Here is a 15,067-nt window from a genome sequence, read left to right as displayed (position 1 = left end):
GCCCGGGCCTTGATCGCGGAGCGCTGCTGCTGACCTGCTCGACCTGTCGGCTGTAGCCGCCTATTGCGCCTGACTGATGGCCGGCTTGGCTGTACGGATGGCTGTACGGTCGCAAGAGATCACCGAAAGTAACGGAGCGGCGAGATGGCCAACCCTGCTCGCGCAGCCGCACTGGTGGCGCTGGCGAAGCTGTGGGATCAGGGATGTCCCATCGCCTCACCCGATGACCGCGAGCGCCTCGTCGACATCGGCTTCCGCCGCTGGGACAGCTTCCATCGGCGACACCCTCGCATCCGCCAACCGCCGCACGAGGCCAGGATTCACGATCTGGTGCGTGGGCTAGTCGAGGCGGTCGAGCCCGAACCGCGCATGGTCGGCCCCCTGGTGAAGGACTACGAGTGCGTCGCGGAGGTTATCGCCGCCGCAGCTTCCCTGCCGCGGGAGCCTTGATCGGCCCGAACCGTCGGTTTGGCAGGACGCGCTGAACCGACCGCGATGCCCGAAACGCCTGCGGTGCCGTCGGCACCGCTAACCCGCAACACCAAACCGAGATCATCCGCGCGGCGCTCGGGCGCGTGCTTTCCGCCGGTGTTCGCGGATGTTCCGCAGCGTCTTCAGCGCCTTCTTCGCGGCGGTACTGACGTGCGCGCCGGTTCGCACCCTGGCGTGGTCCTCGGCCGCAAGGTGCGTCAACAGTTCCTCGGCTCGATCGTCGCCGGTAGCGCCGAGTGCTCGTGCTGCCCAGAAGCGCACTTCCGGATCGTCGTGTGAGGTCGCCTGGATCAGGCGGTTGAGCGTTTTGGTGGCAGGGCGCGCCAGTGCGGCCGACAGGTAGCCGGCACGCACGGGCCGGCGGGGCGACTCCAGCGCAGTCCACAATTGCTCGATCGCCTCGTCGTCGCCGATGTCAGCCAGGGCGTACGCGGCGGCGGCTCTGACGTGCTCAGCTGGGTCATCGAGCACCTGCGCGAGGGGCGTGACCGCAGTGGGATCGCGTATTTCTCCCAGGGCTTCGCAGGCGCTCTCGCGGGCGAAAGCATCCGGGTGGCGAAGTAGGTCGATCAACACCGGGGCGGCCGCCTGAAGGCGCAGGATCCCGCAGCCGGTCGCCGCCCACGCCTGGCATCCGTACTCCTCGTCGGCAAGCGCAGCAAGGAGCGCATCGGCCAGCGACTCGTCACCGAACAGCACAAGGAGATTCAACGCGCGGGAGTAGATCTCGGGGTCGAAGTTCCGGTACCCGGTCACGATCTCCTTGAGGACCTGCTTCGCAGCCGCGTCCCCTCTCTCTGCCCCAGTCAAGAGGGCATGCAGTGCGTCCAACCGAATCTCACGGTCACGGTGAGTCAGCTCCCAGGATCGGTCACGCATAGAAGACAATCTAGAGCAGCGAGAAGGCGGGGCTGACACCTCGGACAGGCCGAAGGCCCAGGGCAGGACGACAGGTAGGAAGCGTGCCTGGTGGCCCGTGGATGACCCGGCCGCTGCTCGCGGCTCGAGAACGTCGAAGGCCCCGGCCGGGACTCGCGTCCTGACCAGGGCCTTTCGCGTGGAGCGGGTGACGGGAATCGAACCCGCACTGTCAGCTTGGGAAGCTGATGTTCTGCCATTGAACTACACCCGCAAGCGGGACCACTGTACCTGAGTCACCAGCCCCGTGCACCCAGGTACCCCTCGGCGCGAGGCGCGCCGGACGCCCGTTCGGCGAGGCGGGCGGCGGAGGCGGGTCGGTTGCCGGCCGGGCCGGTCACCGGCGCGCGTTGGGCAGGGAAAAGTTTCCCCGCGACAAGGCATAGCCGTTCTCAAATCTGTCGATCGGTTGTAACGTCGGCCACACGTTTCAGCCACGGCGTGACACACCCCCTGCCGCGCCGACAGAAAGAGGTGGGCCCATGGGACTCCGTCCCAACCTGCTGACCCGGCGTGCCGCCGGCGTCGCGTCGACGACCCTCGCGCTGCTGCTCAGCACCGCCGCGGTGGGCGTCGTTCCGGCCGCTTCGGCCTTCGCCGCCGCCCCTGCCGAGACCTGCGCGGAGCCGGCCGACGTCCACTCGGACGCCCGCGTCAAGGCGGGCAGCGCGGCCAAGCACGAACCCAACGAGCTGACCGTCAAGCAGGCCCGGGAGCGGGAGGCCGACCTGGCCGCCGCGCTGCGGGAGCGCAGCAACACGCGAGCCGGCGCCGCCCCGCTGGCCGCCGTCACCATTCCCGTCGTCGTGCACGTGATCCAGCGGGACAGCACCCGCGCCGGCGGCAACATCCCGGACTCGATGATCAACTCGCAGATCAGCGTGCTGAACCAGGCCTACGCCGGCGGCACCGGTGGCGCGGCGACCGCCTTCGGCTTCCAGCTGACGAAGATCAACCGGGTGACCAACCCGGCCTGGTACCCGATCGTGTACGGCTCGTCGGCCGAGCGGCAGATGAAGACCGCGCTGCGCGAAGGCGGCAAGAACACCCTCAACGTCTACCTGGGCGAGCTGAGCGACGACCTGCTGGGTTGGGCGACCTTCCCGCAGCGGAAGCTGAGCAGCACGGACGGCGTGGTGGTGCTCGGCGAGTCGCTGCCCGGCGGCACCTCCACCAACTACAACCAGGGCGACACCGGCACCCACGAGGTCGGCCACTGGCTGAACCTTTACCACACCTTCCAAGGTGGCTGCGGCGGCCAGGGCGACAGCGTCAGCGACACCCCGGCCGAGGCCTCGCCGGCCTACCAGTGCCCGACCGGGCGGGACACCTGCACCGCGACCGGCCTGGACCCGATCACCAACTTCATGGACTACACCTACGACTCGTGCATGTACCAGTTCACCGCCGGGCAGGCGAGCCGGATGCTGACCGCGTGGAACGCCTACCGCGCCGCGTAGCCTCTCCGCGTACCACCGGTGCCGGCCCCGTCGCGACGGGGCCGGCACCGGCTTCTTCCTCCCCGGGATGTGCTCAGGCGGCCGAGCGGTGGGCGTCGCATCGGGCGGCGCCGGCCAGCACCGGTGTCGGCGCGGCCGGCCGGTCGGCCGCGTGCGGATCGAGCCAGACCTGGACGGCGGGGCGGCCGAAGCCCTCGGCGGGCCCGCCGGCGCTGCCCGAGTCACGCCGGGCCAGCATCGCCACGTCGACGGTGAACTCGAAGAGCCGCCAGTCGACCTGCGGCGCCGCCCCGGCACTCGCGGCCAGCCGGGCCACCCGGGCCTGATCGGTGACCGGCCGGGCGTGGCCCGCGACGTAGGCCTCGTCGTCGCTCTCCTCCGGCGGGAACGAGTGCAGCGCGTAGCGCCCGTCGCGCTCCAGGTCGCGCCGTTTGGGCGAGTCGATGACGAAGCAGAAGAGCCCCTCGTCGGTGATCACCGGCGACACCGGGTGCACCCGGGGCCCGCCGTCGGCGCGGACCGTGGCCAGGTAGCCGAAGCCCGGACCGTACTGCTGCAGGAGAACGCGGATCCCGTTGGCGAGGCGGGGCTCGTCAGCGGCGAATTCGGACCAGGAAGCCATGCCGACATTCTATCGAACAAATGTACGAGGAGCGACCGCGACGCGCTGGTCACCGGCACCGGATCCGGCCGTCCTGGCGGGCCTCGCTATGGTGGTCCGATGCTGCTCTCCGACCGCGACCTGGTCACCGAGATCAAGGCCGGCACGCTCGGGTTGGAGCCGTTCGAGCCCACCCTGGTGCAACCGTCGAGCATCGACGTACGCCTCGACCGGCTCTTCCGGGTCTTCAACAACCACCTCTACACCCACATCGATCCGGCGATGCAGCAGGACGACCTGACCTCGGTGGTCGAGGTGCCCGACGGGGAGCCGTTCGTGCTGCACCCGGGGGAGTTCGTGCTCGCCTCGACCCTTGAGGTGATCTCGCTCGGCGAGCAGCTCGCCGGCCGGCTGGAGGGCAAGTCGAGCCTCGGCCGGCTGGGCCTGCTGACCCACTCCACCGCCGGCTTCATCGACCCGGGCTTCTCCGGCCACGTGACGCTGGAGCTGTCCAACGTGGCGAACCTGCCGATCACCCTCTGGCCGGGCATGAAGATCGGGCAGCTCTGCATCTTCCGGCTCTCCTCGCCGGCCGAGCATCCGTACGGCTCGGCCGTCTACGGCTCGCGCTACCAGGGCCAGCGGGGCCCGACCCCGAGCCGCTCCTGGCAGAACTGGCGCGCCTGGCCGACCCGCTGATCCCGGCACGACGAAGGGCCCGCTCCGGCATCGGAGCGGGCCCTTTCATCAGTACGCGGATCAGCCGGGTCGGCCGTAGCTGTGGATCGGGCCGTCGTCGACCTTCTTCATCTTGACCGGTACGCCGGCCTGCGAGGCGTGCACCACCCAACCACCGCCGACGTACATGCCGACGTGGTGGATGTCGCTGTAGTAGAAGACCAGGTCACCGGGGCGCAGTTCGGCCCGGCTGACGTTCTTGGTCACCCGGCTCTGCTGGGCCGCGTTGTGCGGCAGCGAGACCCCGGCCTTCGCCCAGGCGGCGAGCATCAGGCCCGAGCAGTCGTACGAGTTCGGGCCCTCGGCGCCCCACACGTAGGGCTTGCCGATCTGGGCGCAGGCGAACTTGACCGCGGTGCCGGCGGCTCCACCCGGATAGGTTGCCGGGCAGGGGGCGGGCCGCAGCGAACCGCCGCCGCCGTTGCCGTACACCTTGATCCGGAGCTTCTGCAGCCGGTCGATCTCGGCGTTGATCTGCTTCTTCTTGGCCGCGAGCTGGGCCTCGGTCCGAGTGAGCTGGGCGACCATCTCGTCGAGCGGCGCCTTCTGCCGGGCCAGCTGGTCGCGCAGGTTGGCCACCTGCTGCACGTCCTGCTGCTGGTTGTGGGCGAACCGGTCGAGCAGCTCGAGCTGGCCGACCACCTCGCTCGGGCTCTGGCTGCCGAGCACGGCGTTGATGGTGAGGACGTTCTCGCCCTTGTACGCGCGTACCGCGAGCGCGCTGACCTTGTCCATGGCCTGGTCGACCTGGAGTTGCAGCGGCTTGATCCGGGCACCCAGCGCGTCGGCCTGCTTGCGCTTGGCGGCGAGGTCCTGCCGGGTGGCGTTGTGCCGCTCGATGATGGGTTCGAGCTTGTTCCAGTCCTCGTCGATCTGGCGCTCGATTTCGGCGACCGACGGGTCGGCGTGGGCCGCCTTGGCGCCACCGGTCAGGACGACGGCGACGCCGAGCAGTGCGGCGAGCATGAGGGTGAAGCGGGACCAGCGTGGGCGCGGCGCAACCGTCACCGGGCCGGCTGTCGCCGGCCACTCGGACGGAGGCCGCGGGGCTTGGTGGGCCACCGGGCTCCGGACTCCTTCTTCCTGACCGCCTACCGGGTTAGCTGACGGGTTCGGGCGGGAAGGTAGGCGCCCTACCGCAGTGACTGCGGATTCACCCCGGAAACCTGGGTCCCCGGCTCGCTCGCGAGCGACTCGGCGGTGTCGGACCGTTACCGCCCCGGCTGGACGGAACTGTTGGCGGGCCGACGAATGACCAGAGTAGAGATGGTCGTTATCGATCCGCAACCCATGGGGCCGTGACACTCCGTACCCGAGTCGCGGTGGCGCACCCTCGGTCCGTCATGAAGATTTCCTTCCGTGAATGTTGATAGATGGAAAGGTATTGACGCAGTGGTCGCGCCAGGGCCAAGGTGACCCCATCCCTACCCGTCCGACCTGGGGGGTTCGATGCACCGTTCAACCCTGTCGAGGAGCAGGCGCGCCCTGCTCACCGCCGCCGTGGTCACGGCCGCGGCAGCCGTGCCACTCGGCGGCGGCCCGGCCACCGCCGCGCCGCCCGACGACCGCCAGCAGCAGTACGCCGCCGCGGCGGCGGAGTACGGCGTACCGGAGAACGTCCTGCTCGGCGTCTCGTACCTGGAGTCCCGCTGGGACACCCACGCCGGCACGCCGAGCACCAGCGGCGGGTTCGGGCCGCTGCACCTGACCGACGTCGCCCACGTCACGTCGCAGCCCGCCGGCTTCCACGTCGACGCGCACGAGGACCCGCGCGGTGACGAGTCCCGACCGTTCACCGTCACCGCGCCGGCCGGCGCCGCCGCGAGCAGGAACGCCCCGCTCGCCGCCGCGGTGCAGACCATGCAGGCCGCCGCCACGCTCACCGGCGCGACGGTGGACGCGCTCCGCTCCGATCCGGCCACCAACATCCGCGGCGGCGCCGCGCTGCTCGCCGCGTACCAGCGGGAGCTCGGCGGCCCGCTCGGCGCGAGGACCGACCCGGCCGCGTGGTACGGCGCGGTCGCCCGCTACTCGGGCGCCGACACCGAGGAGACCGCCGCGGCCTTCGCCGACGAGGTGTACGACCAGCTCCGCTCCGGTGCGAGCCGCCGCACCGACGACGGCCACCAGGTCACCCTCGCCGCCCGGGCGGTCAGCCCCGACCAGTCCGGGCTGCACCAGCTCGGGCTACGTCGGGCGGAGCGGCCGGACGGGCTGGAGTGCCCGGTCGGCCTCGGCTGCGAGTGGATCCCGGCGCCTTACGAGAAGTACGGCCCGGGCGCCGGCGACTACGGCAACCACGACCTGGGCAACCGTCCGGCGCAGCAGAAGCTGGAGTACATCGTCATCCACGACACCGAGGGCTACTACGGCCCCAGCGTCGGGTTGGTGCAGCAGGCGGACTACCTGGGCTGGCACTACACGCTGCGCTCGGTGGACGGCCACGTCGCCCAGCACATCAAGGCCAAGGACGTCGGCTGGCAGGCCGGCAACTGGTACGTCAACGCCAAGTCCATCGGCATCGAGCACGAGGGCTTCGCCGGGCACGGCACCTGGTACACCGAGGCGATGTACCGGGCCTCGGCCAAGCTCGTGCGGCACCTGGCGCTGCGATTCAACATCCCGCTGGACCGGCAGCACATCATCGGGCACGACAACGTTCCCGGCACGGTGGCGTCCACCGTCGCCGGAATGCACTGGGACCCGGGCCCCTACTGGGACTGGTCGCACTACTTCGACCTGCTCAGGGCGCCGTTCCGGACCACCGGCACGGCCTGGACCGGCCTGGTCACCATCGACCCGGACGTCACCACCAACCGGCCGGCCTTCATCGGCTGCAACCAGCAGCCGCCCGGCGTGCCGACCCCGCCGCCGCCGGCCGAGCCCTGCCCGCTGCGCGGCTCGTCCGCGGTGATCCTGCACAGCGCGCCCAGCCACGACGCGCCGCTCGTCAACGACCTCGCCGAGCGGCCAGACGGCACACCGGACACCATGTACATCTCGGACCACGGTGCCCGCGCCTCGGCGGGGCAGACGTACGCGGTGGCCGAGGTGCGCGGCGACTGGACGGCGATCTGGTACCTCGGCCAGAAGGCGTGGTTCCACAACCCCGCCGCGGTGCGGACCGCGAAGTGGGCGACCGGCTTCGTGGTGACTCCGCGGCCGGGGAAGGCGACCGTGCCGGTCTACGGGCGGGCCTACCCGGAGCAGGCGGCCTATCCGGCCGGGGTGCCCTACCAGACGATCTCGCCGTTGCAGTACACCTTCGCCGCCGGGCAGCGGTACGCCCTCGGCGGGATCGTGCCGAGCGAGTACTACCGGGCGGTCACCTTCGACGGGTCGTCGCCCGGCGACTGGACCGTCATCCGCGGTGACCTGCGGTACGCGCAGATCCAGTTCGGCCACCGGATCATGTACGTCAACCTGGACGACGTGCTGCTGCTCCCGTCACCGCTGGGCGCGCCCCGCTAGCCGTCGGCACGTACGCGAGGGCCCCCGGTCGATTCGACCGGGGGCCCTCGTCGTGGCACGGATGGATCAGCTGGGTCTGCGGAACCCGGCGACCGGCATGTTGTTGATGCTCGCCACCTGGACCGGTTTACCGGCCCGTGGCGCGTGCACCATCTTGTCGTTGCCGAGATAGAGGCCGACATGATGCAGGTCGCTGAAGAAGAAGACCAGGTCACCGGGGCGCGCCTCGGAGCGCGGGATGGCCTTGCCCTCGTTCCACTGTGCGCCGGTGAAGTGGGTCAGGCTGATCCCGGCGGCCTTGTAGGCGTACTGGGTCAGGCCGGAGCAGTCGAACGAGTTCGGCCCGGTGGCACCCCAGACGTACGGGTCGCCGACCTGCTGGCAGGCGGTCTTGATCGCGGTCCGGGCGGCCGCGCTGACCACGCCGTTCACGGTCGGGCACGCCGCCGTCTTGACCGTGGTCACCGGCAGCGTCTTCTCGAGCCGCTTGATCTCGGCGTCGATCTTCTTCTTCTTCGCCGCCAGCTCGTCCTGCTGCTTGACCTGGGTGGCGATCAGCGCGTCGAGCTTCTGCTTCTCCGCGTCGAACTTCGCGCGGACCTTGAGCACCCCCTCGACCTCCTTGCGCTCCTGCTTGGCCAGCCGGTCAAGCATGGTGAGCTGCTCGGTGAGGGTGCTCGGCGTGGCGCTGACCAGCAGCGCGCCGATGTCCTGCGACGGACCGTCGATGTAGTAGCGGGAGGCGAGGTCGCCGACCCGGCTCATGGCCAGCTCGCTCTGCAACGCGAGCGGCTCGATCTTCTTCTCCAGATCAGCCGACTTCTTCCGGTTGACCTTCAGCTGCGCCCGCACCTTGTTGTACTGCTCGATGGTGGGCTCCAACTGCTCCCACTGCTTGTCGATCTGTGCCTCGATCTCGTCGACCGTGGGCTCCGCATGCGCCGGTGCGGCGAGCATGCCGGCACCGACGGCCGCGGCAGCGACCAGAATGAGCAGGCGGTGGGCGACCCGGCGCAGGCCACCCGGACGGACGGATCGTCCCGGCGCGTGACGATGGGGGGGCATGGTTGCCACCGGCACCGACTCCTTTGCAACCGACCGCCGGGCGCCTCGCAGAGGGGAAGCGGCGAGGCAGACGACCCACAGCGGTCGGTGCCCCACGATAGGGAAGCGCCGGAGCGGAATCAAGGTGAGTCCGCGCGTCGTCACGCTGGCGCAACCGCTTGCACACCAAGGGTGTTGGCCGATCATCCGACGATGGCGGTCAATACGTCGTCGAGCGTCACCACGCCGAGCGGGCGGCGGCCGTCGCTGACCAGCACCATGTGCCGCCGCTCGCGGCGCATCGCGAGCAGCAGGTCGGCGAGCGTACGGTCCGGCGGCACCACCGCCAGCGGCCGGTAGACCTCGATCGGCACCGGGGCCCGCCGGCCCGGTCCGGCGTAGCCGAGCACGTCCTTGACGTGCACGAAGCCGAGCACCCGCCGGGTGGCCCGTTCCACCACCGGAAAGCGCGACCGGCCGGTGCCGGTGGCCAGCACCTCCAGCGACGCGGGCGAGACGTCCTCGGCCACGGTCACCACCGTCGACCAGGGTTGCAGGGCGTCGGCCGCCGTCCGGCTGTGCAGGGCGAGCGCACCGGTGATCCGGGCGTGTTCCTCGGCGTCGAGCAGCCCCTCGGTACGCGCCTGGGAGACCAGCCCGGCCAACTCCTCGGCGGTGAAGACCGTCTTGACCGCGTCGGTCGCCTCGATCCGCCAGAACCGCAGCACCTGCCGGGAGGCCCACTTCATCGCCAGCAGCAGTGGTTTGGTCGCCACGCAGAAGGCGAGCATCGCCGGCCCCAACCAGAGCGCCGACGGCTCCGGCCCGGCCAGGGTGATGTTCTTCGGCACCATCTCGCCGACCACCGTGTGCAGGAAGACCACCACGCCGAGGGCGAGCACGAAGGCCACCGGGTGCACCGCCCGCTCCGGCAGCCCGGCCGCGTGGAACGGCGATTCCAGCAGGTGGGCGAGCGCCGGTTCGGCGATCGCCCCGAGCCCGAGCGAGCAGACCGTGATGCCGAGCTGGGCCCCGGCGATCATCAGCGGGATCTGGTTCATCGCCGAAAGCGCCCAGCGGGCCCGCTGGGAGGTGGCGGCGAGCGGTTCGAGCACCGTACGCCGGGACGCGATGAGCGCGAACTCGCTGCCCACGAAGAACCCGTTGCCGAGCAGCAGCAGCACGGTCAGCAGCAGCTCAGCCATCGCCGTCCGGCTCCTCGGGCAGGACCACCCGGACCTGTTCGATCCGGTGCCGCTCCACCTCGACCACGGTGAACTCCCAGCCGCGCGCCTCGACCGTCTCGCCGGCCACCGGGATGTGCCCCAGCCGGGCCATCAGGAAGCCGGCCAGCGTCTCGTACGGCCCCTCGGGCAGCCGGAACCCGGTCCGCTCGGCCAGCTCGTCGGAGCGCAGCACGCCGTCCACGAGCAGGGTGCGTTCACCGCCCGGCACGGTCAGCTCACCCGGACCGGTGTCGGCCACCGCGGCCGGGTCGAACTCGTCGGCGATCTCGCCGACCAGCTCCTCCACCAGGTCCTCGACGGTGACCACGCCGTCCGTGCCGCCGTACTCGTCGACCACGATGGCCAGGTCGGCGCCGGCGGCCCGCAGCGCGGCCAGCACGCCGTCGAGGTCGAGGCTCTCCGGCACGTAGACCGGTTCGCGGGCCACCGAGCCGACCGTGGTGCCCGCCCGCCGGTCGAGCGGGACGCCGAGCGCGTCCGGCACCCCGGCGACACCGGTGACCAGGTCCAGGGTCTCCTCGTAGACCGGGAACCGGGTCCGCCCGGTCTGCTGGGACAGGGCCAGCAGCTCGGCCACGCTGGCGGACGCGCGCAGCGCGACCACGTCGACGCGTGGGGTCATCGCCTCGGCGGCCCGCTTGTCGCCGAACCGGATGGTCCGGCGCAGCAGCATCGCGGTGTCCGGCGGCAGCGCGCCGGCCCGCGCCGAGATGGCCGCGAGCAGGCCCAGTTCCTCCGGTGAGCGGGCGCTGGCCAACTCCTCCTGCGGCTCCACGCCGAGCGCCCGGACCAGCCGGTTCGCCGACCCGTTGAGCCCCCGGATCAGCCAGCCGAAGGTCCGGGAGAAGCCGCGCATCGGGCCGGCGGTGGCCAGCGCGGTCGGCATCGGCCGGGCCAGCGCGAGGTTCTTCGGGACCAGCTCGCCGAAGAGCATGGAGATCAGGGTGGCCAGTGCGAGGGCGAGGAATGGGGTGAACCGCTCGGCGGCGTCCCCGGCGAGTGGATGCAGCACCGGGGTGAAGATCCGGGCCAGGGCGGGCTCGGCCAGGTAACCGGTGAGCAGCGCGGTGATGGTGATGCCCAGCTGCGCGCCGGAGAGCTGGAAGGAGAGTTCGCGCAACGCCCGGCGGACGCCCGCAGCCGGGGCGTCGCCGGCCTCGGCCCGCCGGTCGATCTCGGCCCGGTCCACGGTGACCAGCGCGAACTCGGCCGCGACGAAGAACGCGTTGCCGGCGGTCAGCGCAGCGAAGCCGACCAGGGGCAGCAGCGTGATCAATAGCAGGCCGTCGATGATCGCCTCACCTCGGGCGCGATTGTTCCACGGCGGCTCCAGGGGTACGAGTGCCCACACCGCCGGTTCCGCACGGCCGGGTGCCCTTGCCGGCGGCGGTTACCGTCGTGATCATGTCGGACCTCACCCTGGCGGACGAACTGGCCCTGCTCAGCTACGACGACGAGGGCGTCAACCAGCTCGGCGCGCTGCACCTCGGTTACGGGCTGGCCGGCGCGCTGCTGCTCGAACTCGCGCTCGCCGGCCGACTGTCGGTCACCGACGACCGTCTTACCGCGATCGGCGCGGACCCGCTGGGCGTACCGCTGCTGGACGAGGCCCTCGCCCGGATCGCGGCCGACGACGAGCGGCGTCGGCCGAAGGACTGGATCAGCCGGCTCGCCAGCGACCTGCCAGACCGGGTGCTCGACGGGCTGGTCGGCTCCGGCGTGCTGCGCCGCGAGTCCGACCGGGTGCTCTGGGTCTTCCCGCGTACCCGCTATCCCTCGCCGAGCGGCACGGAGCCGGCGGTGGAGACGCTGGCCCGGCAGCGCATGGTCGCCGCGGTCGCGACGGACGGGCCGGTCGAACCCCGGACCGCCGCACTGGTCAGCCTGGCCCGGGCCGTCGGTCTGGACCGCAAGGTCTTCCACGAGTTGCCGAAGGACCGGGTCAAGCGCCGGGTTGCGGAGATCTCCGAGGGCAGTTGGGCGTCCGACGCGACGACGCGGGCGATCCTGGACACCCAGGCGGTGCTGATCGCCGCCACCACCGCCGTCACCACGGCGGCGATCGTGACCACCGCCGTCTCCTGACCCTGAAAAACGCGGACGGCGGTGGCACCGGGTGCCACCGCCGTCGTGCGTGTGTTGCCGGGGTACGCGAATCAGCCGGCGACCGGCTCGGCCTTCTTGTCGCCCTGCGCCTGCTCCGGCTTGACCGAGCGGAGCAGCACGCTGGCCACGTCGATCACCTCGACCTGCTCGCCGGCGCCCTTGCCGTTGACCCCGTCGCTGAGCATCGTCGAGCAGAACGGGCAGCCGACCGCGACGGTCTTCGCCCCGGTGGCCATGGCCTCCTCGACCCGCTCCACGTTGATCCGCTTGCCGATCTTCTCTTCCATCCACATCCGGGCGCCGCCGGCGCCGCAGCAGAAGGAGCGCTCGCTGTTGCGTGGCATCTCGATCAGACCGCCCGCACCCTCCTGGCCGTCGCCACCGGAGATCGCGCTGCCGAGCACCTCGCGCGGCGGGGTGAACACCCGGTTGTGCCGGCCCAGGTAGCACGGGTCGTGGTAGGTGACGCCGCCGTCGACCGGCTGCACCGGGGTGAGCTTGCCAGTGGCCACCAGGTGCGCCAGCAGCTGGGTGTGGTGCACGACCTCGAACTCGCCGCCGAGCTGGCCGTACTCGTTGCCCAGCGTGTTGAAGCAGTGCGGGCAGGTCGCGACGATCTTGCGCTTGCTCTTCTCCCGGCCCTCGAACGCCTCGTTCAGGGTCTCCACGTTCTGCTGGGCGAGCATCTGGAAGACGAACTCGTTGCCGATCCGGCGGGCCGGGTCGCCCGAGCAGGTCTCGCCCTCGCCGAGGATGGCGAACGAGACGCCCGCCTCGTTGAGCAGCGTGGCGACCGCCCTGGTGGTCTTCTTCGCCCGGTCCTCGAACGCGCCGGCGCAGCCCACCCAGAAGAGGTACTCGAAGTCGTCGACCTCGCCGACCCGGGGCACCTCGAAGTCCAGTCCCTTGGTCCAGTCCTCGCGAGTGTTCTGCGGCGCGCCCCACGGGTTGCCCTTGTTCTCCAGGTTGCGCAGCATCACGCCGGCCTCGGAGGGGAAGCTCGACTCGATCAGCACCTGGTAGCGGCGCATGTCGACGATGTGGTCGACGTGCTCGATGTCGACCGGGCACTGCTCGACGCACGCACCGCAGGTGGTGCAGGACCAGAGGACGTCCGGGTCGATGACGCCGCCCTCTTCGGCGGTGCCGATCAGCGGCTTCTCGGCCTCGGCGAGCGCGAGCACGTCGACGTGCGCCAACTGCGCGGCGGTGGCCTTCTCCTCACCAGTCAGGTCCTTGCCGCCGCCGGCCAGCAGATACGGCGCCTTGGCGTACGCGTGGTCGCGCAGGCTCAGCACCAGCAGCTTCGGCGAGAGCGGCTTGCCGGTGTTCCAGGCCGGGCACTGCGACTGGCAGCGGCCGCACTCGGTGCAGGTGCTGAAGTCGAGCAGACCCTTCCAGGTGAACTGCTCCACCTGGGCGACGCCGAACTGGTCCTTCTCCGGGTCGGCCTCCTCGAAGTCGAGCGGCTTGCCCTCGCTCGTCATCGGCCGCAGCGCGCCGAGGCCCGAGCCGGCGGGCTTGGCCGGCTCGCGCTTGAAGAAGATGTTGGGGAACGCCAGGAAGCGGTGCCAGGCGACACCCATGGTGACGTTCAGCGAGATGACGATCAGCCAGGTCATCGAGATTACGATCTTGATGAGCGCGGCGATGCTGGCACCGTCCTGCCAGTCGGGCAGCACCGCCCCGACGGCGTGGCTGACCGGGGTGGCCCAGACCGGGTACTCGAAGTGGTCGGTGGCGACCTTGAAGCCCCGGATCACGAACCCGAAGATCAGGACCAGCAGCACGATCCACTCGACGAAGTAGCCCTGCCACATCGTCGAGCCGGTGAACCGGGACCGACCGCCCGGCCGGTTGGGCCGGTTGCGCAGCCGGATCGCCATCAGCACCAGGATGCCGACCAGGCCCAGCACGCCGATGACCTCGGTGGCCAGGCCGAAGACCGTCCAGGGCCCGATGATCGGCAGCCCGCCGGTCGGGGTGACCACCTCGAAGTACGCCTCGAGCACCAGCAGCGACAGCACGATGAAGCCGACCATCACGAACCAGTGCGCGGCACCCACCACGCCCCACTTGAGCATCCGGGTGTGCCCGGCGGTCTCCACCAGCATGGTCTTGGTGCGGGCGCCCTTGTCGGTGAACCGCTCCGGCGCGGGCTGACCCAGCCGGACGACTGCCACCATCCTCAGGACGGCGCGCACCGCAAGCCCCACCGCCACGGCGGTGATGGCGGCCGCGAGGATCGTGGTGACGATCTGGACGCTGCCCATCGAGTTGGCCTCCCCGGTCTGCTGGCTGTCGAGCGGCTCGGCGACCGGGACCAGTTCAGGACACGACCGGCGAACCGCCGCTGCCGCACCCTCGACCGGGCCGGTCGATGACCTCGCTCCGCTCGGTCATGCAGTGCAGCCTACGCGCAAGGTTACCCAGCAGTAACGTGAGCCTTCTCGCACCGGGCCGCGCCGCCCTGCGCACACCATAGGTGGCCCCGCCCGGATCTGCCGGGCAGGGGCGGCGTGGAGTGAGGTAGACCGGCCTCCGGCGCGACAGCGACGGAGGCCGGCGGGCGCGCGAGGGCCGGGATCAGCGCCAGCGAGAAAGCAGGATCAGCGAGGAGACCATCGCCCCGAAGCCCACCGCGAGGTTCCAGTAACCCCACGACAAGACCGGGTACTCCTGCTCGGAGAGGTAGTAGACCACCAGCCAGCCGATGCCCAGGACGATGAGCGCGACCGCCGTGAGCGGCAACCACACCGGGCTAGGCTTGCGCGTCGACGCCGTCGCCGTCGGGCGCACGTCCGTGGGCGGGGTGTACACCTTCTTCTTGCGGACCTGAGACTTGGGCACGACGCTCTCCAGAGGGGGTTACGACCTCGTCCGGCCTGACAACCGGGCGCGGGGGCGACGGTCCATGGCCAATAATGTTCGAAAGCTAGCGTAGTCCCGAAGGCCCGCCCAAGCCACGAATGGGGTCAGGCCGGTGCACG

General features: G+C 70.8%; 13 protein-coding genes, 1 tRNA gene and 1 riboswitch. Of the genes, 5 read left to right on the top strand and 9 right to left on the bottom strand.

Annotation, left to right across the window (positions count from 1 at the left end; all coding sequences use genetic code 11):
- The first annotated feature begins 144 nt into the window (after window positions 1-144).
- Complete coding sequence (locus AB0C04_RS01385; protein ID WP_357046773.1) at window positions 145-450, top strand: hypothetical protein; 306 nt, start codon at window positions 145-147, stop codon at window positions 448-450.
- A 102-nt stretch (window positions 451-552) separates the two neighbouring features.
- Here AB0C04_RS01385 and AB0C04_RS01380 read toward each other — a convergent pair whose 3' ends face one another.
- Together AB0C04_RS01380 and AB0C04_RS01375 are read right to left on the bottom strand one after the other, a co-directional pair.
- Window positions 553-1,248, bottom strand: coding sequence for a HEAT repeat domain-containing protein (locus AB0C04_RS01380; protein ID WP_357046771.1), 696 nt, complete (start codon window positions 1,246-1,248; stop codon window positions 553-555).
- A gap of 302 nt (window positions 1,249-1,550) precedes the next feature.
- A tRNA-Gly gene (locus AB0C04_RS01375) sits at window positions 1,551-1,624 on the bottom strand.
- A 268-nt stretch (window positions 1,625-1,892) separates the two neighbouring features.
- Between AB0C04_RS01375 and AB0C04_RS01370 the strand changes: the two genes are divergently transcribed.
- Window positions 1,893-2,870: a zinc metalloprotease gene (locus tag AB0C04_RS01370; RefSeq protein WP_357046769.1), complete on the top strand. Its 978-nt coding sequence runs from the start codon at window positions 1,893-1,895 to the stop codon at window positions 2,868-2,870.
- Window positions 2,871-2,943: 73 nt separating this feature from the next.
- Here the strand turns inward: AB0C04_RS01370 and AB0C04_RS01365 are convergent, their stop codons facing one another.
- Window positions 2,944-3,492: a pyridoxamine 5'-phosphate oxidase family protein gene (locus AB0C04_RS01365; RefSeq protein ID WP_357046767.1), complete on the bottom strand. Its 549-nt coding sequence runs from the start codon at window positions 3,490-3,492 to the stop codon at window positions 2,944-2,946.
- 99 nt (window positions 3,493-3,591) lie between these two features.
- On the opposite strand from AB0C04_RS01365, the gene dcd reads away from it, so the two are divergent.
- Entirely contained in the window at window positions 3,592-4,170 is a 579-nt protein-coding gene (dcd, locus tag AB0C04_RS01360; RefSeq protein ID WP_350868534.1) for a dCTP deaminase, read from the top strand.
- Between the two features lie 60 nt (window positions 4,171-4,230).
- On the opposite strand, the gene AB0C04_RS01355 is transcribed toward dcd, so the two are convergent.
- Window positions 4,231-5,217: an NlpC/P60 family protein gene (locus AB0C04_RS01355; protein WP_357046765.1), complete on the bottom strand. Its 987-nt coding sequence runs from the start codon at window positions 5,215-5,217 to the stop codon at window positions 4,231-4,233.
- A 66-nt stretch (window positions 5,218-5,283) separates the two neighbouring features.
- Window positions 5,284-5,419: riboswitch (cyclic di-AMP (ydaO/yuaA leader) on the bottom strand.
- Between the two features lie 239 nt (window positions 5,420-5,658).
- On the opposite strand from AB0C04_RS01355, the gene AB0C04_RS01350 reads away from it, so the two are divergent.
- Entirely contained in the window at window positions 5,659-7,680 is a 2,022-nt protein-coding gene (locus AB0C04_RS01350; RefSeq protein ID WP_357046763.1) for an N-acetylmuramoyl-L-alanine amidase, read from the top strand.
- 66 nt (window positions 7,681-7,746) lie between these two features.
- On the opposite strand, the gene AB0C04_RS01345 is transcribed toward AB0C04_RS01350, so the two are convergent.
- The 3 genes from AB0C04_RS01345 to AB0C04_RS01335 all read right to left on the bottom strand — a co-directional run bounded on the left by AB0C04_RS01345 (window position 7,747) and on the right by AB0C04_RS01335 (window position 11,235).
- Complete coding sequence (locus tag AB0C04_RS01345) at window positions 7,747-8,745, bottom strand: NlpC/P60 family protein (RefSeq protein WP_357046761.1); 999 nt, start codon at window positions 8,743-8,745, stop codon at window positions 7,747-7,749.
- 182 nt (window positions 8,746-8,927) lie between these two features.
- Complete coding sequence (locus AB0C04_RS01340) at window positions 8,928-9,929, bottom strand: hemolysin family protein (RefSeq protein WP_357046759.1); 1,002 nt, start codon at window positions 9,927-9,929, stop codon at window positions 8,928-8,930.
- Window positions 9,922-11,235, bottom strand: coding sequence for a hemolysin family protein (locus AB0C04_RS01335; protein WP_357049031.1), 1,314 nt, complete (start codon window positions 11,233-11,235; stop codon window positions 9,922-9,924). The genes AB0C04_RS01340 and AB0C04_RS01335 overlap by 8 nt, the downstream gene beginning before the upstream one ends.
- 140 nt (window positions 11,236-11,375) lie before the next feature.
- Between AB0C04_RS01335 and AB0C04_RS01330 the strand changes: the two genes are divergently transcribed.
- Entirely contained in the window at window positions 11,376-12,056 is a 681-nt protein-coding gene (locus tag AB0C04_RS01330) for a GPP34 family phosphoprotein (RefSeq protein WP_357046757.1), read from the top strand.
- A gap of 71 nt (window positions 12,057-12,127) precedes the next feature.
- Here AB0C04_RS01330 and AB0C04_RS01325 read toward each other — a convergent pair whose 3' ends face one another.
- Together AB0C04_RS01325 and AB0C04_RS01320 are read right to left on the bottom strand one after the other, a co-directional pair.
- A complete protein-coding gene (locus tag AB0C04_RS01325; protein WP_357046755.1) occupies window positions 12,128-14,350 on the bottom strand; it encodes a (Fe-S)-binding protein in 2,223 nt (740 codons plus the stop codon).
- A gap of 313 nt (window positions 14,351-14,663) precedes the next feature.
- Window positions 14,664-14,927, bottom strand: a complete 264-nt coding sequence (locus AB0C04_RS01320) for a cell division protein CrgA (RefSeq protein WP_357046753.1) — start codon at window positions 14,925-14,927, stop codon at window positions 14,664-14,666.
- Between the last annotated feature and the right edge of the window lie 140 nt (window positions 14,928-15,067).

The sequence above is a fragment of the Micromonospora sp. NPDC048909 genome, from assembly GCF_040649635.1.
Classification (GTDB): Bacteria; Actinomycetota; Actinomycetes; order Mycobacteriales; family Micromonosporaceae; genus Micromonospora.
This window is presented reverse-complemented; position numbering and strand designations above follow the sequence as displayed.